The sequence below is a fragment of the Desulfatiglans sp. genome (genome assembly GCA_012513605.1).
Classification (GTDB): domain Bacteria; phylum Desulfobacterota; class DSM-4660; order Desulfatiglandales; family HGW-15; genus JAAZBV01.
The window spans coordinates 1-23,864 of the sequence record JAAZBV010000026.1; the positions used below are offsets into that span (position 1 = coordinate 1).

The 23,864-nt window shown below is 41.4% G+C and carries 19 protein-coding genes; 12 read left to right on the forward strand and 7 right to left on the reverse strand.

Translation table 11 applies throughout. From position 1 onward, the window contains the following. Nucleotides 1–128: 128 nt before the first annotated feature. Nucleotides 129–1,541: an MATE family efflux transporter gene (locus GX654_03020; GenBank protein NLD35816.1), complete on the forward strand. Its 1,413-nt coding sequence runs from the start codon at nt 129–131 to the stop codon at nt 1,539–1,541. A 131-nt stretch (nt 1,542–1,672) separates the two neighbouring features. Here the strand turns inward: GX654_03020 and GX654_03025 are convergent, their stop codons facing one another. Together GX654_03025 and GX654_03030 are read right to left on the reverse strand one after the other, a co-directional pair. Further along, complete coding sequence (locus GX654_03025) at nt 1,673–2,068, reverse strand: hypothetical protein (protein ID NLD35817.1); 396 nt, start codon at nt 2,066–2,068, stop codon at nt 1,673–1,675. Between the two features lie 41 nt (nt 2,069–2,109). Beyond that, a complete protein-coding gene (locus GX654_03030; protein NLD35818.1) occupies nt 2,110–2,436 on the reverse strand; it encodes a hypothetical protein in 327 nt (108 codons plus the stop codon). A 302-nt stretch (nt 2,437–2,738) separates the two neighbouring features. Here GX654_03030 and GX654_03035 point away from each other — a divergent pair, with 302 nt between their 5' ends. From GX654_03035 to GX654_03060, 6 genes are all read left to right on the forward strand, one after another. Then, nucleotides 2,739–4,562 carry a DUF1570 domain-containing protein gene (locus GX654_03035; GenBank protein NLD35819.1) on the forward strand — a complete coding sequence of 608 codons (1,824 nt, stop codon included), beginning with the start codon at nt 2,739–2,741 and terminating at the stop codon, nt 4,560–4,562. 179 nt (nt 4,563–4,741) lie between these two features. Continuing rightward, nucleotides 4,742–6,220 (forward strand): hypothetical protein, encoded by a 1,479-nt coding sequence (locus GX654_03040; protein NLD35820.1) that lies wholly within the window; start codon nt 4,742–4,744, stop codon nt 6,218–6,220. A gap of 44 nt (nt 6,221–6,264) precedes the next feature. Beyond that, nucleotides 6,265–8,037, forward strand: coding sequence for an ABC transporter ATP-binding protein (locus GX654_03045; protein ID NLD35821.1), 1,773 nt, complete (start codon nt 6,265–6,267; stop codon nt 8,035–8,037). Between the two features lie 12 nt (nt 8,038–8,049). After that, nucleotides 8,050–10,167, forward strand: a complete 2,118-nt coding sequence (locus GX654_03050; GenBank protein NLD35822.1) for an ABC transporter ATP-binding protein — start codon at nt 8,050–8,052, stop codon at nt 10,165–10,167. A 108-nt stretch (nt 10,168–10,275) separates the two neighbouring features. Further along, nucleotides 10,276–10,563: a hypothetical protein gene (locus GX654_03055; protein NLD35823.1), complete on the forward strand. Its 288-nt coding sequence runs from the start codon at nt 10,276–10,278 to the stop codon at nt 10,561–10,563. Then, nucleotides 10,563–12,182 (forward strand): TlpA family protein disulfide reductase, encoded by a 1,620-nt coding sequence (locus tag GX654_03060; protein NLD35824.1) that lies wholly within the window; start codon nt 10,563–10,565, stop codon nt 12,180–12,182. The genes GX654_03055 and GX654_03060 overlap by 1 nt, the downstream gene beginning before the upstream one ends. A gap of 166 nt (nt 12,183–12,348) precedes the next feature. Here GX654_03060 and GX654_03065 read toward each other — a convergent pair whose 3' ends face one another. Continuing rightward, a complete protein-coding gene (locus GX654_03065; GenBank protein ID NLD35825.1) occupies nt 12,349–12,954 on the reverse strand; it encodes an MFS transporter in 606 nt (201 codons plus the stop codon). A gap of 290 nt (nt 12,955–13,244) precedes the next feature. Here GX654_03065 and GX654_03070 point away from each other — a divergent pair, with 290 nt between their 5' ends. From GX654_03070 to GX654_03090, 5 genes are all read left to right on the forward strand, one after another. Beyond that, entirely contained in the window at nt 13,245–15,392 is a 2,148-nt protein-coding gene (locus tag GX654_03070) for a carboxy terminal-processing peptidase (GenBank protein NLD35826.1), read from the forward strand. Further along, nucleotides 15,370–16,308, forward strand: coding sequence for a magnesium transporter CorA family protein (locus GX654_03075; GenBank protein NLD35827.1), 939 nt, complete (start codon nt 15,370–15,372; stop codon nt 16,306–16,308). The genes GX654_03070 and GX654_03075 overlap by 23 nt, the downstream gene beginning before the upstream one ends. A gap of 47 nt (nt 16,309–16,355) precedes the next feature. Beyond that, nucleotides 16,356–17,105, forward strand: coding sequence for a hypothetical protein (locus GX654_03080; GenBank protein ID NLD35828.1), 750 nt, complete (start codon nt 16,356–16,358; stop codon nt 17,103–17,105). A 1-nt stretch (nt 17,106) separates the two neighbouring features. Continuing rightward, nucleotides 17,107–18,057 carry an MBL fold metallo-hydrolase gene (locus tag GX654_03085; GenBank protein NLD35829.1) on the forward strand — a complete coding sequence of 317 codons (951 nt, stop codon included), beginning with the start codon at nt 17,107–17,109 and terminating at the stop codon, nt 18,055–18,057. Nucleotides 18,058–18,140: 83 nt separating this feature from the next. Next, nucleotides 18,141–18,359 carry a hypothetical protein gene (locus tag GX654_03090; GenBank protein NLD35830.1) on the forward strand — a complete coding sequence of 73 codons (219 nt, stop codon included), beginning with the start codon at nt 18,141–18,143 and terminating at the stop codon, nt 18,357–18,359. 100 nt (nt 18,360–18,459) lie between these two features. Here the strand turns inward: GX654_03090 and GX654_03095 are convergent, their stop codons facing one another. From GX654_03095 to GX654_03110, 4 genes are all read right to left on the reverse strand, one after another. Next, entirely contained in the window at nt 18,460–19,038 is a 579-nt protein-coding gene (locus GX654_03095; protein NLD35831.1) for a TlpA family protein disulfide reductase, read from the reverse strand. 536 nt (nt 19,039–19,574) lie between these two features. Continuing rightward, a complete protein-coding gene (locus tag GX654_03100) occupies nt 19,575–21,137 on the reverse strand; it encodes a tannase/feruloyl esterase family alpha/beta hydrolase (GenBank protein NLD35832.1) in 1,563 nt (520 codons plus the stop codon). A 276-nt stretch (nt 21,138–21,413) separates the two neighbouring features. Beyond that, nucleotides 21,414–22,556, reverse strand: a complete 1,143-nt coding sequence (locus GX654_03105) for a hypothetical protein (GenBank protein ID NLD35833.1) — start codon at nt 22,554–22,556, stop codon at nt 21,414–21,416. A gap of 28 nt (nt 22,557–22,584) precedes the next feature. Further along, nucleotides 22,585–23,724 carry a hypothetical protein gene (locus GX654_03110; protein ID NLD35834.1) on the reverse strand — a complete coding sequence of 380 codons (1,140 nt, stop codon included), beginning with the start codon at nt 23,722–23,724 and terminating at the stop codon, nt 22,585–22,587. Nucleotides 23,725–23,864 lie beyond the last annotated feature (140 nt).

Genomic DNA, 23,864 nt, shown 5'->3' on the forward strand with positions numbered 1-23,864 from the left:
ACCATAGGTTTGTCCTCCTTTTGCTTTTGGGAATTCGTTTTGTCTGGTAACTTAACGATCTCCCATAAGGAGGACTTTTTCAATATCAAAATTCATTAACTAAAAACCGTTTTTGGACAAGAGTGATAATGGATAATAATATTAAAGAACAAAACCAATACAGGTCTGCCATCATGGGCACAGACCCTATATGGCCCCTCTTATTCAAATTCTCAGGCCCTGCCATTATATCCATGACAGTTGCCTCAACATACAATATAGTTGATGCTGTATTTGTGGGAAGACTAGGTACAGAGGCACTAGCGGCATTGAGTGTAACCTATCCTCTAAGCCTTTCCTTTTTAGCGATTGCAGCAGGTACAGGTGTAGGGGCTACATCACTTATTTCAAGATACCTGGGTAAAAGTGAAAGGGTAGAATCATATAAAGCCGCCTCTGTTGCGATTACACTATGCCTCATTTTAAGCCTTTGTGTTATACTCTCATGTCTGCCAAACATGAAACCATTACTCACAGCGCTGGGGGCACAAAACAGTGTCCTTTTACTCGCTGAGGAGTATATCTCTGTCCAGATAAAGCTGATTGTCTTCTATTACATCACCATGGTGCTTGGTCATGTCATACGGGCATTTGGAAACCCCATGTTTTCAAGCACAGTGATGATAATGTCTTCTCTATCCAATATTATCCTTGATCCTCTTTTTATATTCGGTCTTGGTCCCATACCTGCCATGGGCGTAAAGGGCGCTGCTGTTGCTACGGTGATTGCCCAGGCAATGAGTTCAATCATTTATCTGTGTTATCTATTTTCAAAAAGCTCAGGGTATAAATTCAGCGCGAGGTATTTTATCCCATATCCGAAGGTCGTATATGAGATATATAGAATTGGGTTTGCATCTATTGTGAGGTCAGGGGTCCAGTTTCTGGTTATGGGTGTTATTAACCGGGAAGCAGCCTCTCATGGCGTTGTTACGCTTGCATTAATTGGGGTTTTGATCCGGCTGGGCAGGTTTGTTCAGATGCCGGCCATTGGCATAGGGCAGGGGCTTCTTCCGCTTATCGGTTTTAATTTCGGCGCCCAGAAAATGAAAAGGGTAAAGGAACTTGTGTATAAGGCATCTTTTTCAGGAAGTATATGGTCATGGCTCTGCTGGGCATTGATCATGATTTTTCCCGGGTATGTGCTGGCTGCATTCGGCCTTGATTCAACAATCCTGAAAGATGGCGTTTATGCTGTGAGGCTGTATTTCTGCTGTATCTTTATCATCGGTGTTCAGATGGTGCCGGGCTTCTTTTTCCAGGGTATAGGCCAGGGTTTTCCAGCCTCAATGCTTTCTGCTGCAAAATTTCTTATCTTTCTATTGCCCCTGATTCTTTTTCTTACGCCTGCATATGGCGTAACAGGCTTATGGGTATCCTTCCCCATTGCAGATATGTTGACATTCTTTGCAGGGCTTATCTGGATGTTACTAGAGTTCAGAAAGCAGGGGATAATATGTATTGATAAGCAGAAACTGCATGAGCTAATCGGTACAAATTGATTGCTCATTCCTGAATAGTGTTTATTCGAATAATAGTTTATCGTTTTCAGAAAAAGCCCGTCATAGTTAATCTTATGTCCATAAGAGATTAGATATTCCGGGCTTTAATGAGAAATAGTTTTTATCGGTTGTTAACGCGGCATCCCGCTTGACATTCCACCCATTCCATCTCCGCCGGTACCGGTATTTATGCCGGAACGTCCACTGACATCGCGGCCGAATTGATCTGTTGATTCTTTGTTTTTGCCATCTTTTATTGCCCACTCTGCCTTTGTAGCGCATACCCTGTTTTTAAAACGTGAACCTGTGATATGCAGATTACGGCATTCTATTTTCTGGTCATCCTCAGTTGTGCCTTGTTCAGGAGCATCATTTTTAGCTACCTGATTTGTAACACTATTTATAGTTGTTGTCTTATTTTTGCCTGTGCTTACGCAGGAGCAGAGAAGCAGGCCTATTAGACAGATGAGCACCGGAATTGCCGAATAGATTGTGATTGTTTTGTTATACTTAATTTTCCCCTTCATTTTATTCTCCTTTTTTGATTTTGAATTACTAATTTTTCTAATCAAATATTCGCACTACCAGACAGGCTGGTTTTGATACAGGTTTTAAACCCCATTGACTCATATCTTTTAATACATTGATTTGCTTCTTCTTCATTTTCAAAAGTTCCAACCAATAACAGGCATCTATCATCTTCATCCCACACCCATGTATATTCCTGGAAACGTATGCCATGTGACTCAAGTTTCTCCCTTATGGCTGTCCGTATCTCCTCACGGTCAACAAAATCAAGTGAACCATAGGAAGGTCCTCGGATCAATGCATAATAATTGGTTCTTTTTTGAAGTATGTTATTAAGGTTCTTATCATGATTACACGGGATTTTCAATCTATATGCCTTTTACAATTACAGAATAATTAATTTTTTATACGAATTGACCTGAATAAATATCTTTATTATACTCCAGCAAAATTCAAAAGTTACATTAAAAAAATAGACTTTATGATAAAAGACAGGGGGTTAAGGTTTAAATTTATCCATGAAACTATAAGGAGATAAATACCATGATAATCAGGAGGATTCTGCTTGTTATTGTATCTACATTAGTATTAATTTCAGGTTGCGCATCAATAGAAAAATAAAAGGACCCCTCAAAAGAAAAGAGTTAATCGGCTTTATGGAGGTTTTAAATGCCGTTGATATTTGCAAGAGTGCCGATCAAAATTATATTGTTGCTGACAGTAATATCCTGTTTAACTATCCCTGCTTTTGCCGGTGATAAACCATGGCTGATGCTGAAGACTTCAAGATTTGGCGTTGTTTCTCAACTTAATGAAAAGGAAACACGGTTATGGGCAGAGGAGTTTGATAAATATATCACTGCCTTACATATATTATATAATACAGATGATAATAATTTGTTACCCTTAACCATCTTGCTTTTTAAAGATAAAAAACAGTTTTCACCATATAATATTTCTACTGAGTCAGGTCAGGCAAAAAAGGTGGTTGGGGTGTTTACAAATTTTGATGACTGGAGTGTGATTGGCCTGCCAGGGTTAAAAGATTATCATATGACTCGAACTACTATTTTTCATGAAGCAGTGCACTGGTATCTGAATTCACAGAATCTTGATGCCCCGCTCTGGGTGGAAGAAGGTATTGCTGAAGTCTTTTCAACCTTTGAAATCAGGAATGGTAAAGGCCGCTGGGGACTACCCAAACAGGACCATGTAGATTATCTCAATTATAAAGGTTTACAGCCGACAAAAGATTTTCTATTTGCCACTCAGGACGAGGCATTGCATAAACTGGATACCTTTTATCCCCAGGCATGGGCCATGGTTCATTACTTTATGTTCGGTAATGGCGGGAAAAACAGAGAAAAGTTTAATTTGTTTTTATCTGAACTGGGCAAAAAAAGCACCAAGGATGCCTTTGAATCAGCCTTTGGAATGACATATGAGAAATTTGACAGGGAGCTGCAACGCTATATAGAATCTGGAAAATACAATATCGGTGAGATAGACCTTACAAATACCAATACTGAAATTAAAATAGCCCCTGCTTCAAATGCTGTTGTCCAGTTTGCACTCGGACGTCTGGCAGTCGCAGGAGGAAAGTCTGACCTGGGTATACAGCATGCCGAGGCAGTTATCTCAAATGCTCCTTCCCGTCCTGAAGGCTATGATTTGTTAGTTATGGCATTAAGAAATACTGAAAACAAAACCAGGCTTGCTGAGGCGCTGGAAAAAGCCATAAATCTTGATTCAAATGATTCTCAGATTTATTGCCTGAAAGCCTCCATGCTGATGGAAGAAAAATGGAGAACAGGCTTTGTAATGGGTGGCCCATTAGATAGAGATGTAGCAAAACAGATTGCTGATATGTTTAAAAAGTCCATATTGATTCGCCCAAATAAAAAATACGCTTTTGAAGGCTTTACCTTTGCTCTTATGAATATGGATAAATATGAAGAAGATGATAAAAAAATATTGGAACTTGGAAGAGGATTGTATCCTCTGGAAGGATCTATCCTGGCAGGTTTTGCTGCACTGGACAGGATAGATGGCGATATTAACTTATTTAATCAAAAGTTAAACGTATCCTGTAGTGATTCTATGAACATGTCTCAGAGTACAAAAACTATCCTGCGCGGTATGCAGCAATATATCTATCAGGAGTGGCTTTTTGAGAAGGTTAATCCATTGATGAAGGAAGGAAAATTTGGAGAAGCAGAGACATTATTAGCCCAGCATAACTCTCTCCCTTTTATATCCACAGAGATGCAAAAGGCTCTGAAGGAGATGGACGCCATACTCTATTCATCAAAAAAGTTGTATAGTGCTGAACTTGAGATGAGGGCCGGTCGCATTGATGAGGCAGCGTCTATTCTTAACAATATTGAGAAGGATGAAAAAGTTTCGAGACAGGGGAAGGCTGCTGCAAGGCGCATGTTGTCAAAAATTAAAGATAGACAAAAGTATCTTGATGAAAAGAAAGGCATGCGATAAGAATCAATATCAATTGTAATACATTGGTGGTTATTTGCCAGTATTTGAGGATATTTTATAAAAAATGAATATTTAGTAATATGAAATTAAAGTACTTCAGTTTGTGTTGGCACTTTTCATTAATAACCCATAAATATATACTTATTAAAGTTAACAAAAAGAGAAAAGAAATGTTTTTCATGACAGAAAATTCAGAAAAGAGGGCAGCATCAACCCAACTATTATTAATAGCGGTTTTTGTTTTATTAATAATTACTCTCATAACATCACCGGCCTGCTCAAAGAATGAAATAAAAGCGAATATAGCAGAAGAAGGGGGTATTTTAGCCGAGGTTAACGGCAAAACCATTTCTACAGGTGAATTGTTAAAACAATATAATCTATATTATCTGATATCAAGATTTTCCAGGACATCCTTAAAGGATTTAACCATAAACTCATATCTTGATTATTATATTTCTGAGCTTCTGCTGCTTCGTGAGGCAGATGCTGTAAAAATTGGTATTACTCAGGATCAAGCTAAAAAAGAGAAAGAAAGATATTTGAAGTTATTCCGTTTTCCCGATGAGGCCTTTTTAAAGTGGCTGGACTCAAAATCATTGACCATGGAGGATGCAGAGCTCTATTTTAAAAATAAACTTATTTTGAAGAGATTTTACGAAAAGAAATTCGGTGCTAAAAAGATTCCGGATGAAGAGGCCAGGGAATATTACAAAGTTAATAATGAATACTACAACAGGCCTGCAAAGATTGCGCTCAGCCATATCCTGATATGTCATGTGGAAAGTCAGGGTTGCAAAAGCGATCTATCAAAGGTTAAAGCAAAGGAATTGGCTGAAAGTATTCGTAAATCCATAACACCTGAAAACTTTGCAGAAAAGGCTAAGCGTTACTCCTTTGACAGTACAGGGCAAATAGGAGGGAGTCTGGGTGTGATCACAAAAGGGTCAGCAATTCCTTCTCTTGATAAAGCCGCTTTTAGTTTAAAAATTGGAGAAATATCCGATCCGGTAGAGTCCGAGCACGGCTATCATATACTATACATAACCAATAAGGCTGAAGAGCTTTCCATACCGTTTGAAGAGACCAGGGAATCAATAGAGTATACCCTTGAAGAAGAGCATATCACGTTAGAACTGTTGAAATATGCGGAACAGATTAAAAAAAATGCAAAAATAATAAAATATTCAGAAACAGACAGAAAAGGCTCTCCTGATCTCAAAGATCAGGCTAATATCAAAAAGAGTACGCCTCCTGTTAAACAGTACTCGACTTTTAAAGCAACAGGTAAAGATATCCTTAGAAACAGCAAGGGCCAGCCGGTTATTATCATGTTTTCACATATAAGGTGTTCGTTTTGTAAATGGATAGAAGAGACCTTTGATGATACAGTAATGGATTACATTAAAAAAGGACTTATCGAAGCCCATCACTATGATATTCAAACAAAAGACGACCTGCTTACACCTGAAACTGAGACCTCTATCCCGGAGCAATATCTTAAACTATTCGATCACGAAAACCCAAATAGCTCTACCCCATGTTTTAATTTTGGAGGCATGTACTTCCGCCTGGGTGTCGGATATTTTGATCAGGATGATCTGTATGCAGAAGAGATGGAGATGAGGCAGATTATTGAAGATCTGATCAGGTATTAGCGGTTAAGCAGGAAAAGCCAATGGATGTAAAGCAGTAAAGCAAAATGGAAAAAATAGATTTCCCCCTTGTTAAGACCGCAAAGGTTTTTCTGCCTCTGAAGAATTATGTTGCAGACAGCAGATACAGGCTTGCTGCAGGCCTTTTTTGTCTGCTCGCGGTAAATCTGCTTCAATTGCTTATCCCTGTTGTCCTGAAGAGGGTTGTCGATGACCTTTCTTACAGGAATGCTATGCCTTCAGTTCTGCTGAAATACAGTATGGCTATACTGATTATCTCCCTTTTAATTGCCATATTTCGCTATGTATGGAGAGTCTGTATCCTTGGATTTTCCAGAAAGGTGGAAGAGCTTTTAAGAAACAGGCTTTTCAGCCACCTCCAGAAATTGAGCATGTCATTCTTTAACAGGACAAAAACCGGCGATATAATGGCCCGGTCAATCAACGATATCAATGCCATCAGGATGGCCGCAGGCATGGGGCTTGTTTCACTGGTGGACGGGCTCACGATAGGTATTGCTGCTATCGGTTTCATGGTATACATAAGCCCTGAGCTGACTGCCCTTTCACTTATTCCTGCCCCTTTTATAATAGTTGTAGCCAGGGTCTACACCAAAAGGATGTCAAAAGGTTATGATACGGTACAGAAAACCTTTTCAGACCTTACTGAATGTGTAAGGGAGGCATTTGCAGGTATCAGGGTGGTAAAATCCTTTGTCCGCGAAGACTGGACATTTGAAAAGGTGAAAAAAGAGGGTGCAAACTATGCAAATGAAAATATTAAACTTGCCCGTACACTCGCATTCTTCTTTCCGGTTATGACCATCTTTACAAACATCGGGCTTGCCATAGTATTATTTTTTGGAGGAAGGCTTGCCATACTGGGTGATATTTCAACCGGTGATTTTGTGGCCTTTATAGGTTACCTCAATCTCTTAACATGGCCAATGATGGCTATGGGTTGGGTTACAAATCTGTTTCAGCGCGGGGCGGCCTCCATGCGCCGTATAAATTTAATACTGGATGAGGTTCCTGAAATAACCGAAAAATCTTTTCAAGGAGATCAAAGGATAGCAAAGGGCACGATTACATTCAGCAATGTGAGTTTTATTTATCCTGAAAAAACAACCCCGGCCCTTCATCATATAAATCTTGTAATCAATAGCGGTGAGACTGTCTCCATTGCCGGTATGGTGGGGTCTGGCAAATCTACACTTCTGCATCTGATCCCAAGGCTTATTGATCCTAGCAAAGGCAGCATCTCTATTGACGGCAATGATACATGCAGCATCCCCTTAAGTCGCCTTCGTGAGAATATAGGCTTTATCACACAGGAGCCTGTCCTCTTTTCAGATACCATAAAAAATAATATTGTTTTCGGCAGGGTGGACATATCTGAAGAAAAGATTAATGCCGCATTACGCTGCGCCAGGATTTTTGATGATATCATGGGGCTTGAATCAGGCATGGATACCATTCTGGGAGAAAAGGGTGTTACCCTTTCGGGCGGCCAGAAGCAGCGGCTCACCATTGCAAGGGCAATGGTGCTTGATCCCCCTATACTTATAATTGATGATGCCCTCTCTATGATAGACACAAGAACCGAGGAGGAGATATTAAATGAGATTATAAATATGAGGAGAGGAAAAACCACTGTTATTGTCTCGCACAGGCTTTCAACTATTAGCAGATCGGATGTGGTGGTGGTGATGAAGGATGGGGCTGTCATTGAAACCGGTCATTATAAGAGATTGCTTGCTGATGACAGTGAATTCAGCAGGCTTTATAAAAAGCAGATAATGTCACAGGATATTGAATAGGGTAAACATAATATGCATGCTGACTTTGGATATATAGAGGAGGGAAAGCTTGGAAAGCCATACAATATAAGGCTTTTGAAAAGGCTGTCTGAATATGCTCTCCCCTATTGGAGGATTATTGCCCTTGCGCTTACAGTGGCTGTTGCCATTACCCTTTTAGACCTTGTCCTGCCATTCCTCACAAAGGTGGCAATTGACAGATACATCCTCTCTTCATACGAAGAGGTTATCCCTGATAAGGCCGATAAAGCTGAAATTATTAAAAAATACAAAAAGATAATGATCTTCAGCAATGACAATAAAACTGCATATATTCACAGGGGTGACCTGAAGGATATTGATCCGGCAGACCTTCATGAATACAGAAGAGATGGCGTCATCTCCGGGACATCATGGTATATCTTTGATACTGAGAAATATACAATGGTTGAAAAGGAGGCAGGAGAAAGGTACGAACATATTATCCTGTCAGACGGAAGAATCGCCCTGACAAAGGGGGTTATCGACGGGCTCCCCGCGCATCTTATATTAAGTGCAAGGTCAAGTGATTTTAATGGCCTTATAAAGATCGGTATTTTTCTCATCTTTGTGCTTTTAATAACCTTTGGGCTTAATTACCTGGATTACTATCTCCTTGAGTATATTGGGCAGAATATAATGCAGGACGTAAGGGTTGCCCTGTTTGAACGGATACAAAGCCGTGCCCTCTCCTTTTTTAACAGGCATCCTGTTGGCCGGCTTGTGACAAGGGTAACAAATGATATAGAAAACCTTAATGAAATGTTCAAGTCTGTGCTTGTAACCCTTTTTACAGATATCTTTATTCTGGTTGGCATAATAGCCATGCTTCTTTATCTGAACTGGCGGCTTGCACTCATAAGTTTTATTATTCTTCCTGTGATATTTATCTTTACCATTGTAGTAAGCAGAATGATGAGGGATGCATTCAGGATACTTCGTGAAAAGGTGTCAAAACTGAACGCATTTCAACAGGAGCAGATTGCAGGAATGAGGATCATCCAGCTTCTTGCAAGAGAAAAATATCAGATGAGGGTCTTTCACGGGCTTAATCATGAAAATTATCTGGCAGGCATGTACCAATTAAAGCTCTTTGCCATATTTGTCCCTGTAATGGAATTCATCTCTGCTGTGGGGGTTGCCCTTATTATATGGTATGGTGGAGGCAGGGTGATATCTGATCAGATGAGCCTCGGCTCTCTTGTCGCATTTGTAAGTTATATACAGATGTTTTTCAGGCCGATAAGGGACATATCTGAAAAATACAATATTATGCAGCTTGCAATGGCATCAACAGAGAGGATATTTGAGTTCATGGATAATGGCGAGATGATCCCTGACCCTGAATTTCCGGTTATTATCCCTGAAAAGAGGGGGGAAATAGAGTTTCGAAATGTCACCTTTTCCTATGATGCGGGAAGGCCAGTGCTCAATGATGTAAGCTTTAAGATTAACCCCGGCGAAATGGTAGCGGTTGTTGGAGCAACTGGGGCTGGTAAGAGCACAATTGTGAACCTTATTGAAAGGTTCTATGACCCGGATAAAGGGTTAATACTCCTTGATGGAGTTGATATCAGGACTATAAAAAAGGCCGATATCAGATCAAGGATATCCCTTGTAATGCAGGATGTCTTTTTGTTTTCAGGCGATCTTAAGGAGAATATCTCATTAGGCAATGAATCTGTTACCCAGGCTGATATTGAAGAGGCGGCTATAGAGGCAAATGCAAAATGGTTTATAGATAAACTACCCGAAAGGTTCAGTCAGGAGATAAGTGAAGGTGGGACAACATTATCCGGAGGTGAGCGGCAGTTGCTTTCATTTTCAAGGGCCCTTGCGCATGATACGGATATCCTGATACTTGACGAGGCAACATCAAGCGTTGACCCGGAAACAGAGAGACAGATACAGGATGCAATCAACCGGATGACAGCAAGCCGGACAACCCTTGTTATTGCACACAGGCTCTCTACCATAAAAAAGGCTGACAGGATTATTGTTATGGGTCATGGAAGGATCATTGAACAGGGAACTCATTACGAGTTGATGGAAGCAAAGGGTAAATATTACAGGCTGAATCTTTTCAGGGAATCTTATAATGAGGAAAAATAGGAACCGCAAATGAACGCGAATGGACGCGAACAAAAATATTAATTAACCTTTATTTGCATTGATCAGCGGTTGCAAATTATTATTCACCTGGATTACAGGAGAAGGAAAATGGAAAAAATAACTATACCGCAAACACTTGCATCTGTTGCAGGCAGGTGCTGGAATATATACAGTTTTCCAGTGATTGTGCTTTGTTGCATCCTATTTATGAGCGGATGTGTGAGCATGACAAAAAAGGATTTGAGGCTTGTTTCAAAGCCAAATATGCAGTTCGATGGATCTGCAATATTTAATTATCAGGATAAGCTGCTTACGCAGTTTGAATCGAGTTCAGCCTCCTTCATGGGAGGACAGTCAGGGGACTGTGGCTCCTGCGTTGCAGGGGGAACATTATAATGAGACGCATTAATGTTTATATAATCATGATACTGTTTATTTCAGTAATGGGTGATATGGCGTGGAATGCCGGAGAAGTTGCCCCTTCATTCACCCTGTTGCAGCATGGAACAGAAAAACAGGTCAGCCTGAATGATTTCTATGGACAGATTGTACTCCTTGATTTCTTCAGTGCCGGTTGCAATCGTTGTTTAACTGCTTCATGGGAGATTGAGACCGGAATTCAGGAATACTATAAGGCCCGTTCAGGAAATCCGCATGGTATAAAGGTTCAGGTTATTTCGATTAATTCGGATGTTGCCAGACCGGATGACATGAGCGCATTTATAGAAGATACCGGTATAAGCATGGTTCTGGAAGATACCAGCGGCAGACTGCTGGATCTCTATGGCGGCTACACCCTGCCATATCTTGTTATAATTGATGCTGTAGGTGCAGCGTCAGGCGCATTTCCTCCAACCGTGGTTTATAAACAGGCCGGTTTTGACGGGTTTGAAAAATTGTACAAAATCATAGACTCTATAACCGGTCTCAGTGAATCAAAAGCGCATGATATGGATACAATACCTGTTTCAGAAGCGGATCAGGAGATCACACATGATGGTATAATTGATTTATCATCACTGAGCGCATCCGATGTATCTGTGTCAGAGACACTGATCGGGTATTATTATAAGGGCCGGAAAATAGATATTGATCTTGCCTTTTCATGGCGCCGTATTGAGACGGATTACCTTTCCGAATACCTGGGTAACAGGAGGGAGAAAAACCTGACCGCTGACAGGATGGGGCTCCAATGTAATACCAGTTTCAGCCTTGATAAAAACCTTGCAATAACTGCCGGTGTCGGTTTCTATGATGGTTTTCAGACCTTTCGCGCCTTATGGCTTAATGAGTATTACAGGCACATTTTTGATGTGCTGGGCCAACTCATTGGTAACCTTGACGGGTATAAGATTGCCAGACCAAAGGGGTATAATGTTGCATCAGCTCTGCGCTGGGAATATATCCCGGATATTGCGATTGTAGATGCGGGGATATCCTTTCAGCATGATATCGTTTCTCCGGGCTATGAGATGGGGGTGCCTCTTGTCAGGTTGAGAGACAGGTATAATACAAAGAGCGGTCATATTGCCTTTGAAAATGTCCTTACACGACGTTTGCGTACCATTGCTGAATTCCGGATAGATGACACTACGAATCGTGAATTAAGGTATTCACTCCAGGGAGGCCTAAACTATGCGATGGCTGAAAACTGGGTTATGCGGTTAAATGGGGGATGGTCAAAGGAGATGCCTGGCTTCAGAGCGAAATCGGTCAGTGCGGTCATGGAAAGAGACTGGCATGGTGTATGGTTTACCAGCATTTTCGGGCGATACTATGAGGATACGAGTGAAATTGAGAATGCCATTATAAGCGTTGCGGCTGCCCCGCCACTTGAGTCATATCAGGCAGGCATAGGGCTGCGAATGCAGGGGCACAGCTTCTCTTACAAATTTGTTGCAGGGCCGTGTTTCACCAATTATAAGAGAAAAGCTGACAGGGATATTGCTTTTGACCAGTTGTACAAAGAGAGGGACTGGCTTTCAGTGCAGTTCACATATCTCCACAGGTTTTAAACGCGAATAAACGCGAAAGGACGCGAATAAAAATATAAGTTAGCGTCTATTTGCGTTTTTTGTCGGTTTATTGCTCACTCTTCTGATGCCCTATTACCTCGCGGGATAGTGCAGATTATAATAAACGCAAGGAGCGTCATGATTGCACCTAACAGGAATATATGGCTTAACCAAGTGTCAGAAAGAAAAATATGGCCCCCATTGCTGCATCCATTAGTCTCTGGGGTACCGCATTCTGAACAACAATGGTGTTGATCGTGGGAAGAATACCATATCCAAGACCGCCCAGAAGAGATACCACAAGGCTCATGAACACGGGCGTTCCGGCATTGAAAAAGACAAGAATGAAAATGCTCATGGTGAGAAACCCGTAACCAAAAACATACATCCATTTAAAACAGCCAGTCCTTGCAATCAAATACCCGGCAGGCACCCCCATAAAGGCGGTCAACACGCCATAAGGGGTACTGATCATACCGCTGTGTAATGTCGAGATGTCCTGTATCTCCTGCAAAAACATCGGAAAGTACATCATCATCCCCATTGTACTAAAGGATGAAAGAAATGTGGCAATAGCCAGAGTGCTGAATGTACGGTTGCGGAGAAGAACAGGATTAAGAACAGGTTCATCTGCACGGGATTCAACAAAAAGAAACATTATCCAGCTTAATATGGAAAAACCCAGAAGCCCGATTATCTGGACCGAAAGCCAGGGGTATCTTGTACCGGCAAAGGAAAATCCGATAATTGTTGCAGAGGATGCAAGGGCCACCAGTATGCATCCATAAATATCTATCCTGTGGCCCTGGAAAACTGTTGATAATCCTGCTGAATCTCTTTCAGGGGCACCTTATTCTCCTTGATATGGCTGGTTATTGTTTTTATAAAATTACCTGCATATCAGAGTTCTTTCGGGAATAAAAGCTCAATATTTTTGATTTTAATTATTTTATTGCAGTTCAAACTTGACAAGTTTTAACCATGTTATTACAGCTATACTATTAATTAATATAAACAATCAGGATTGATAACAAAACCTCTAATATAGTTGCCGGAAATCAAATGATAATAAAGAATCGATATATAACCTTGAATAAAATCCTCCTGCTTTTACTGCTTTTGGTTACCTCTTTTTTGCTGATAGATTACCTGAAGCTGTCTGATGCAGAGACAATAGAGAGCGCTACTGCCCAGCAGATGCTATCGCCAACAAAAGAACAGGAAAAAACAGTCAGGAATCTTGTAAAAAAACTGAAAAGGTCACATTATCTTGATGAAACGCTTGATAATGCATTCAGTGAAAAGGTGTTTAACAACTACATAGAGCTACTTGATTCTTCAAAAACACATTTCCTGAAAACAGATATTGATGAGTTTTCAAAATTTCGTTTTATCCTTGATGACGACCTGAAAGGTGGAAACCTGGAGTCCGCTTTTTATATCTACAGAAGGTACCACATGAGAAGGGAGCAAAGGATTAAATACACAATAGGGGTTCTTGAAAATGAGATAGCTGCCATTGATTTTAACACAGATGAATATATTGAGATTGACCGTAAGAAACTCCCATGGTGTGATGACCTTAATGCGGCTCAGAGGCTTTGGCTTAATCTGTTAAAAAATGAGATACTGAATCTCAAGCTTGATAAAACTCCTTCAGAAGAGATACAGACCACCCTTTTAAAACGCTATAAAAATCAGTTAAGGTTACTTGAACAGACCAACAGTGATGATGTCTTTAAATACTTTATTGTGGCCTTTACACACAGTTATGAACCGCATACCGAGTATTTTCCTCCAGTTGAGTCGACCAATTTTGATATCCATATGCGCCTCTCACTTGAGGGTATAGGTGCCATGCTTAAGAGTGAGGATATGTATGTGAAGGTGGAGGAACTTGTGGTTGGGGGGCCTGCTGATCGCGGGGGAGAATTAAAAACAGCAGACCTCATTATTGCTGTCGGGCAGGGTGAAAAAGGTGAAATTATTGATGTAGAAGGGTGGAGGCTGGATGACGTTGTTAAACTAATCAGGGGGCCAAAGGGAACGGTCGTTCGGCTTAAGGTTATACCTGCCGATAAAACGGATATAAGTAAGACAAAGATAATTTCCATAACACGAGATACTGTAAAGCTTGAGGAGCAGTCAGCAAAAAAAAGCATATTGGAAATCAAGAGGAAAGAGAGGGATTACAGGATCGGTATTATTAAACTACCGGCATTTTACAGCGATTTTGAAGCTGCCATGTCAGGAGATGCCAACTATAAAAGCAGCACACGTGATGTGGAAAGGCTTATACATGAACTGCTTGATGAAAATATCCAGGGACTGATCCTTGATCTTAGAAACAATGGTGGAGGTTCTCTTCACGAGGCAAAAGATATGACCGGCCTTTTTTTAACTGAAGGTCCTGTAGTTCAGATTCGTGATGCAGATAATGATGTAATGCTTTACAGCGATACTGATCCAAGACTTGTATACAGCGGTTTGATGGCAGTACTGGTAAATAGAATGAGTGCATCCGCTTCAGAGATACTGGCCGGCGCCATCCAGGATTATGGACGCGGAATTATTGTTGGAAGCCAGACCTTTGGCAAGGGAACTGTTCAGAGTATGGAGCCGCTTGAACCGGGAAGATTAAAATATACACAGGCCAAATATTACAGGATAAACGGCGAGAGCACGCAAAATCGCGGTGTTATACCTGATATATTATTCCCTGAAGTCATCAATGCTGATGAAATTGGCGAAAGCTCTCTGCCACAGACAATGGCCTGGGATCAGATCAAGGCTGCTGACTACAACAGGGTCTCGGTTCTGACCCCTGTCATCAATTTTCTTAAAGAGGGGCACTTGCTCCGCATAAAGGATAACCCGGAATTTACATACCTTAATGAACGCATCTCATTTCTTGAAGAAAATCGAAAAAGAACAAGGATTTCTTTGAATGAATCAGTGAGGCTAAAGGAAGAAGAAGTTATGAAACAGCGCCTGCTTGATATAGAAAACAGGCGAAGGCAGGCATCAGGTCAGGAGCCATATAAGGAATATTCGGAAATAGAAAAGGCTGAAAAGGATAAGGCGGAAAGAGAGAAAAAGAACGGACTTGAACCCGATAACCTGCTTAAAGAAACCGGAGAAATCCTTACAGACTGGCTGATTAAGTCAACAAAAAATGGGGCAAAAAATGATAGCATACTACGAAATTAAAGAGAACCGGGTTACACAGTCGACTCATGATAACGCCCCTGTGATGATTGCCTCAACGATTCAGGAGATAGAAAAAGAGGAGATCAAAAACAAGTTTGACCTTGATGAATATGATATGAATTCTATTTTTGACCCTGATGAGGTGCCCAGGATTGATTTTTCTGATGAGCGTCTACTTTTAATATGGAAGTCACCCATTAAGGCAACAGTCTCAGAGTCAATTGAATTTGAGATAAAGGTTACAGGGTTGATACTTTTCAGGGATCAGTTGATGTTTGTCGGGGAGACAAGTGAAATATCTTTTATGGAAAGAGAGTTTCGTAAAACCAGGGATGTCAGTGATGTGTTATTGGCATTCCTGCTCAGCAAGGTCAGGCAGTTTGTTGGGCACCTGAAAGCAATAAGGATGATAGGATCAGAGCTTGAGAAAAAGATAACAGTATCCATGGAAAATAAACATCTTCTTCAGATGTTCAGTCTGAGTGAAAGCCTTGTCTATTATGTGGATGCACTTGAAGGCAATGGAGCTGTCTTAAGAAAGCTGGATAGAATGGCAAGCCAGATAGGATTTCAGGAGCGGCATCTTGAAATGCTTGAGGATATTATCCTCGAAAACTCACAGGCTGCAAGGCAGGCCAATATACATTCATCCGTTTTAAGTGGATTAATGGACGCAAGAGGGTCAATAGTAAATAACAATATGAATGTTCTGTTAAAAAATCTAACCCTGATAAATATAGTATTTCTCCCTCTTAACCTGATTGCCAGCATAGGCGGGATGTCGGAGTGGAGTATGATGACCAAAGGACTCGACCTGAGGCTTTCATATGCCCTGTTTTGCCTTGCCATCCTGGCGCTGGGCTGGTGCACATGGATTTTTACCAAGAAGATAGTGGATAGACCTCGTAATAAATAATATGCGGATTTATTTTATTAATTAAACTGACTCCAAGGGAGACTACTATGTTAATAAAGATAGTTTTAGGGGTTATATTTGTGCCGATAGCCCTTTTAAATTTATTAGGTCCCCTCTTCGTAAAAAAGGTACAAAAACTGCCGGCGAGGATCAGGTTTGCCGGGCATGATGAAAATGAATTCCTTATAAGTAGAGATGAGGAATTTAATCGACTGGACTCTGAGATTAAGACAATAGGTTTCGAATATATTGGCTCTTCATATATGAAAGATACCAATGCAGAGACAAACTTTTCCCTGTACACTAATGAAACAGATTTAACCTGTGCCCTGGTGGTTTCAATCATTAGCAGTGTAAAAACAATTACCTATGTAGAGTTTTCACAGTTGTATGAAGATGGCTCTATGCTGAATATCTTCAATTCATCCCAGGTATTGCCTTTCCCTGATATGGATTTAAAAATAGCATTGCGTTACCCTGATATAAAATCACCAAAGGAACTTTATAATGTTTTTGTGAGGATCAAGAATAACTTAAAGAATACAGCCCGACCAATGGCATATGACAAATCAAAGGGCTTTAAGCATATTGAAGATTTTATGGCAAGGGAGTCAGATGATCTGGTTAAAAGAGGGTATTGTTATAATGAGATTGATAGTGATGGTAAACGATCTTTAACATTGAAGGGGGCATATCTTCTTACATGGCGGAGCATTTTCCCCGGCAGCAGGATAAGAGAGCTGATTGACAGGTCTTATGCTTCCAGGATACTCAAAAATCTATTAAGAGGCGAATAGAATGAAACAAACAGAACTTAATGTCACAGATGCTGAGAGAGTTACTGTATGGGTATTGACTGACAATTATTTTGATGCAACCAGGCCTGATACTGAATATGCCGTAAGATACCGGTCATCCCCGGGGAAATGTATCCATGCAGAGCATGGTCTTGCCTTTTTTATTGAAACCGAATCAGGCGGCAGAAGAGGCGCCTGTATGTTTGATTTTGGAATGGATCCAGATGGTTTAGATAATAATATGAGGCTGCTGGGTATTGATATAGGAAAGGCAGATGCATTTGGATTGAGTCATGGGCACTATGATCACTTTATGGGTGCTGCCGAAACTCTGAAAAAGAACAGGGCTCTGATAAAAGATGGCACTCCCTTCTATGTCGGTAAGGAGGCATTCCTGAACAGGTATTCCCTTCGGCAAGGGGCCCAAATAGCCACTGATATCGGCATGCTTGATCAAACAGAAATCGAGGCCTCGGGGATTTCTATAAGGGAGGTAGTAAACCCGATTGAGATTATTCCCGGCGGATATATCTCAGGTGATATTGAGCGTATCACCCCCTATGAAACCCCATCGCCAAGCCTGCTTGTAAAGCGTGGTGACTCGCTTGTGCCTGATGACTTTAGAGGGGAGCAGGCCCTGTTAATTAATATAAAGGGCAGGGGGCTTGTTATCATTTCAGGCTGCGCTCATGCCGGCATTGTAAACACCGTAAAGCATGTTCAAAAGATTACCGGTATAAAAAAGGTACATGCCATCCTGGGTGGGTTTCACCTGGTAAATGCAAAAGAGGATAAAATCAGGGATACAATTGCGGATATAAAAATGATAAACCCGGATATTATTGCCCCTCTTCATTGTACAGGTTTTGAAGCTGTTGCTGCATTTATGAATGCAATGCCGGATGCCTTTATATTGAATACAGCGGGTACACAGTATAAATTTGGCTCATAAAAATGTTGATTGACTTCCTCCCCATATTTGCTACTCTAGCTACGTTCAGACTCACTATGAGAAACTAAAACAGGTGCAATAATATGGATACAACAAAGTTAATTGACGATATATCAAAAGAGATCAGCAATGCATTAAAATCCATGTCTCAGGTAAAGGATGTATCAGATAAAGAGGCATACAGCCGGATCGTTAAGAATCTATGCGAGTCGCTGGATGTATTTATGGATTTTAACAGGGATATTATGCCCTATGACTTTGATGATTTTGATGATATAGACAATGAAGACCTGCCTTTTTAAGCAGGGTTCCTTTATTTTAATGTCTGTCTTCTTTATTTACTGCTGACGTATGTGTTAAATAAACACTGGCAGTGTTTTCATGTGTAACTGTTAATGCCTGTTATTCCTTAAGCAGTTTCTGGAAATATTCAATAACCTTTGGCGATGTCCAGTTAATAGCCCCTTCAATCTTATTGTCAATTGTGCCATCCTTTTTTACTATAAAGCTCTCGGGGACACCTCTTGTCCGGTATAAAGCTGAAACACGGCCATCCGGGTCAAGGAGCACAGGAAAACGGATGTTCTTTTTTTTAATGAATGATTCAACTACTCTTTTCCCCTCTTTATCCACACTCACTGCCAGGAGTTCAAGCCCTTCATCCTTAAACATTGTGTAGAGTTTTTCCAGTGATGGTATCTCGGCTACACATGGCGGGCACCATGTTGCCCAGATATTCACAATCACCACCTTGCCTTTATATGCGTTCAGGCTGATCATCCTGCCGTCAAGATCAGGGAGTGAAAAGTCCGGGGCAACAGGCCCATTTGGGGTATGGGGTATATCAATCTCAACTGTGGAAGGAGACTTATGTTGGAGCGCCACAAAGACTGCTAATGCTATTATTGCTATTGGAATAAAGAGGATTATCCTTAATTTTGCCTTTTTTGTGGGCTGTGTTTCTATATCTTTTTCTTCCATGCTGTTGATCCTTTAATCATATACTATTATCTTGAAATATGGCTGATCACAATTACAGATAACTTAATATAAATTTGGTTTAAAGACAAATTTATTGTTATCTAAAATATTACAAAAGCATGTTTATATCCATGAAAAATAAAAACTTACTACACCGTCTTGCCAGTCCCTCATCATGTGCGGGATAAATTCCAATGGGCATCTATCTTCTTCAGGTTTTAAGATAGATTTCCGCCTTCGCACATTGTCGTCAAGCTAAGGCGAAAAGCAAAAACCTAAAGCAATATCTCACACAGAGGCGCAAAGAACACTAAGAAAATTAAATGATTTTTACATAATATTTTTTTGTTTTTTAATTTTGTGAGCTTTGTGACTTTGTGTGAGAAATGATTATAGGAAAAGGCAGATATTTAAAAATTGAATGTTCAGGATTTAAAAAATGTAGAGACAAGGCATGCCTTGTCTCTACGTTAGATTCCCATAAAACAGGCCTGTTTGGCATTGTAACAAGGCATAAGGAAAAAAATAAAAAAAAACTACTTTTTTACCTCAACGCATTCAAAATTTGCCGCATCATTGACGTCGCCTGTCCCCTTATACCTTGCCTGCCTGGGATAGGGGCATACAGGGCGCGTGCGGTAGACCTCCGGTTTGGCGCCCATGCCCATCATGCCCCCGCCTTTTGTGTGGGGATATATTATTTTATCAGGGGCCTTGCCATTTTCAACCCAGTCAACAAGGGCTTCAAAGGTCTTAAAACCTTCAGGGTTTGCAAATGCCGGGCAACCGCCTGATCCGGGGACTGTAAAGAGGCGCGCAAAATCCAGAGTATTTTCATAACCGCCAAGTGCTTTAACCACATCACCATAATAGGTTACCAGCTGGCGTGGAGGAAGCGCCATGCTGTTCCATGATGAGATCATTATTATCTTTCCTCCCGCATCCTTGAAGGGCTTAAGATTGGGGTCATTGGCATCAAGAGCAGAAGAAGCCTTTTTGATGCCAAGGCGTGTATCTTTGTCCACATCAAATGTGCGGAAATCCCAGTTTGGGTCTTCAAAGACAATACCCTTAAAATAATTGAGATTTACCATGAAAGGTTCCTTTTCTATCATCATTGTCCAGGTGAGTTCACTCCCCCTTTCAAAACCTGAGTATATCTGTGTGCCGTCATTAAACTTTGCTCCATCGTATATCTTGCGGACAGTATCCACCTGTGCTGCTGTGAGGCATGTAAGAAGGTCTTTGCCATCACACTGTATGGCGCCTGGATCAAAATCGCAGGTTGCAGGGTCTTCAATTAACCCGTCAACAAGGCCGTCATTTTTATCACATGCTTTTAATGCGGCATCATTAATAACCTTGAGCTTATCTGTGGGTATGTAACCCGGGCCGTTAACCCCATCCTTAAGCGCAAGCCAGCTTATATAAAGGGAACCGGGCTGGAGGTGTGTTATAAAAAAGGCCGGGTCTTCCGCTATTATGCCGTCAAAATCATCAGGATAACGCTGTGCCTCGTTTAATCCCTGGTTACCCCCATTGTGGCAACTGTTCCAGTATGAGTATTCAATGGGTTTACCATAATATGCATTTGCAAGGGCTTTTGTAGCAACCGTCATTTCATGGACAGCCCTGTGTCCCCAGTCTGCCCATTTTTCGGGATGGCCTATTGCCCATTCAAACCCTTCATCAACATGGCCTGTATCTGTTCCTGCAGAGACATACCCCTTTTCCATATTTCGGGCGATGCCGCCACTTGCTATTGACCCGATAAAACCGGGGTTGCCGACAGCGAGGAATCTGCCGTTCCAGTTTGCCGGGTCAGGGAGCCATATTTCTATGCCTATATCCGAATCGGATGAGGGCCTTGATATGGCCTGGATCCGGCAGAATGGGGCATTGATCTTCTGTGGCGGCATATTCATAAACCCTGTCATGCCGGGCAGTTCATAACCGGGGCTACCCTTTTCAACAGAGGTAATGGTTACATTAGGGATCTTAATTGATTTGAGCCTTTCGCAGGATTGTTCAGCAGTGACAGAAAGAGTTAAAAGAAGGGTTAAAATCGATACAAGGTATAATAATATAGAACGTTTCATAAAGATCTCTCCTATTGATGAGTAAATAAAGGGTTCAAGGATTCAAGGGTTCCAGGGGGCAAGTGGGGGCATTTAACCCGTCTTCATTGTTATTATGACAGAACAAGAATGCTACCTTAAAAAAGTAGGGTGGGGTTTTACACCCCACCTGATCATGATATTCAGATTTCGATGATTTAGCCAGAATGAAAAAAAGTTTTTCACTCGACCCCTCTTGTCCCGCTATAGCCTTGGCGACGGCGGATGAACCCCTGACCCCTCGAACCCTCTCTTTTTTTACGCCAGCAGCTCCTGAGCCCTCATAAGGCGGGCCTGCACATTAACGCCATTGGGGCATTTAATTGCACAAACCGAGCAGTCACTGCATTTGACACTTTTTATTTTTTTAGGCAGTTCCATAAAACTCATACGAGCCTGGTGATAATTACCGCAATAATCATTATAAGCCAGGAAACGCAATATATCTGTAACAGGCATGCCTTTTGGGCATTTCCCGCTGCACTGGTAACACATACGGCAATATGATGGCCTTATCTGCTCATTCATTACATAAAGCATCTTTTCATCTGCCGGTGTATATGGCTCTGCCATGGCGCGGAAATTCATCTCAAGTTCCTGAATGGTCTTCATGTGAGGTACTGTTGTCCCTATGGCAGGGTTGTTTAAAACCCACTTGATGCCGGCCAGTGGCCCGTCACCTTTTTTAGGTACAGGATTACTCAGATTTTGCAGGTTTAAGCCTGTCAATGCTACAACAACCTTCATGGCAATGATGCCAACGCCTGCATCACTCAGTTTTTTTATGGCCTGATCCCTGTAAAAACCGCCTATGGCGTAACTGTAGGTTGTCTGTATAACATCAAACTTATTTTCTATATGAAAATCTACCATCCTGTTCGGGTCATGACAACTGAACCCCAAAAAACGAGCCTTTCCTGATTTTTTAATCTCATGTACCGCCTCGAGCGCCTCATCAGGGATAGCTGTTGGTGTGTCCTTGGCATGCAGGTGATATATATCAACATAGTCAGTGCCAAGGGACTTAAGGCTTGTGTCAATGTCCTTGAGGATGTCAGCCTTTCTTCTAGACCCTGATTTTGTAGCAATAACGAGTTTACTGCGATCCCTCTTTTTAATAATATCGCCGAAGATCTTTTCGCTGTCGCCATACACGCGTGAGGTATCATAATAGTTAATCCCCATGTCCAATGCCCTGTTAACTACATCAGGTATCGGAACAAACCCTATACCATAGCCTACCCCGGAGACCTTGAGCCCTGTTTTACCCAGTGTGCGGTAGACAACCTTTGGTTCTTCCTGGCCAAATGAGGGTTTGATGCCTGTTGATGAAACAAGCCCTGCAGCAGAAAGCGCCAACCCTGTTTTTATAAATTTTCTTCTTGTCTGATTTGTACCCATAAGTCCCCCTTTATTAAAAATGTGGTTTTTACTTAATAGCCTCTTTTATAACCTTAAAATCTCTTTTAGCCTGAGACATTATCTCAAGTGCATAATCAAGATTGTGAACACCATTTGAGCCATCTTTTATAATAATAGAAAGATTGTTTCTGGCATCCGCTAGTTTTGCCTTTAAGCCTGCATTGAGGATATCAGGATTAGCTTTAAGTTTATTATCTATCATTTTGAGATCTTCCTGAAGAGGATCAAATGCCTCTCTGTACCATGCCTCCATGTCATGCAACTGGGCGGTTCGCATCTTCCTGTCTTTTATCTCATGGCAGTCAGAGCACGAGTCCAGCCGGTCTTCTGCGAGGTTTGGGTCATCAGGACGAAACATCTTCATGAGGTGGTTTTTTTCTGTCATATGGCATGCGATACAGGCTGCTGCGGTGTGAAGGCTCCTGGTCTCTTCTATGCCCTTTGCGCCAAATCCCTTTAATACTTCACCCTGGAAATGACACGACTTGCAGAGTTCCATTGGGTCCATTACCAGTTGGGCCCTGTTGCTGCTGTTATGAGGGTTATGACATGCAGCACATGTTACAGGGCCTTCCCATTTTTTACCATTTATTTCAATAGTACGCTCCGGTGTTTTGGCATGCCCTGAAACAAGCCACATGTTGTATGTCAGGGAAGGGTGGATATCTTTTACAGATGGGACAAGTTTATCAGGTGCAACCGGCATAAGCTTTAATCCCTTGATATCAGCAAGCTTCATCCCCGGTTTATATTCTTCTGTCCATGAGGTGTTCTCTGATCTGTTGCCATTATGGCAACGACCACAAATATCAGCAGATCTATCTGATACTATTTTTGTTTTATCTCCTTTGCCAGCATGCTCTTCACCTGCGCCATGACAAGCCTCGCATCCGACATTGCCCTCCATTTTCTCCTGATCGGTGTTTGATCTTGTTGCATGGCATGCGTTGCATGTCTGAGTATCCTTTTGTTCAGTCTTAAATTCGGCTGCATGTTTTGATGTCTTCCATGAATTATACTGCTCTTCATGACAGGGCTGGCATGCAGTAGAGCCTGCATAACCTGATGGATTATTTTCCGCACTGATTACATGAAGAGCAACCAAAAATATGGATAAAAAGATAATTTTAATAGTTGTTTTATTCATAGTCTGATCCATTTTAAATTTGTAGAGGAACGGCACACCGTGCCCGCTTTTCATACGGTGCACTGTATCCGAATTTGCATATAGCACATTGTAACTGCACGGGCACGATGCATCGTGCCCCTACCGGTGTCCATCGAAAT

Bases quoted from the DNA above. Each gene is read 5' to 3' on its own strand.
- GX654_03020 (NLD35816.1), top strand. From the start codon at position 129: ATGGATAATAATATTAAAGAACAAAACCAATACAGGTCTGCCATCATG.
- GX654_03025 (NLD35817.1), bottom strand. From the start codon at position 2,068: ATGAAGGGGAAAATTAAGTATAACAAAACAATCACAATCTATTCGGCA.
- GX654_03035 (NLD35819.1), top strand. From the start codon at position 2,739: ATGCCGTTGATATTTGCAAGAGTGCCGATCAAAATTATATTGTTGCTG.
- GX654_03040 (NLD35820.1), top strand. From the start codon at position 4,742: ATGACAGAAAATTCAGAAAAGAGGGCAGCATCAACCCAACTATTATTA.
- GX654_03045 (NLD35821.1), top strand. From the start codon at position 6,265: ATGGAAAAAATAGATTTCCCCCTTGTTAAGACCGCAAAGGTTTTTCTG.
- GX654_03050 (NLD35822.1), top strand. From the start codon at position 8,050: ATGCATGCTGACTTTGGATATATAGAGGAGGGAAAGCTTGGAAAGCCA.
- GX654_03055 (NLD35823.1), top strand. From the start codon at position 10,276: ATGGAAAAAATAACTATACCGCAAACACTTGCATCTGTTGCAGGCAGG.
- GX654_03060 (NLD35824.1), top strand. From the start codon at position 10,563: ATGAGACGCATTAATGTTTATATAATCATGATACTGTTTATTTCAGTA.
- GX654_03070 (NLD35826.1), top strand. From the start codon at position 13,245: ATGATAATAAAGAATCGATATATAACCTTGAATAAAATCCTCCTGCTT.
- GX654_03075 (NLD35827.1), top strand. From the start codon at position 15,370: ATGATAGCATACTACGAAATTAAAGAGAACCGGGTTACACAGTCGACT.
- GX654_03080 (NLD35828.1), top strand. From the start codon at position 16,356: ATGTTAATAAAGATAGTTTTAGGGGTTATATTTGTGCCGATAGCCCTT.
- GX654_03085 (NLD35829.1), top strand. From the start codon at position 17,107: ATGAAACAAACAGAACTTAATGTCACAGATGCTGAGAGAGTTACTGTA.
- GX654_03090 (NLD35830.1), top strand. From the start codon at position 18,141: ATGGATACAACAAAGTTAATTGACGATATATCAAAAGAGATCAGCAAT.
- GX654_03095 (NLD35831.1), bottom strand. From the start codon at position 19,038: ATGGAAGAAAAAGATATAGAAACACAGCCCACAAAAAAGGCAAAATTA.
- GX654_03100 (NLD35832.1), bottom strand. From the start codon at position 21,137: ATGAAACGTTCTATATTATTATACCTTGTATCGATTTTAACCCTTCTT.
- GX654_03105 (NLD35833.1), bottom strand. From the start codon at position 22,556: ATGGGTACAAATCAGACAAGAAGAAAATTTATAAAAACAGGGTTGGCG.
- GX654_03110 (NLD35834.1), bottom strand. From the start codon at position 23,724: ATGAATAAAACAACTATTAAAATTATCTTTTTATCCATATTTTTGGTT.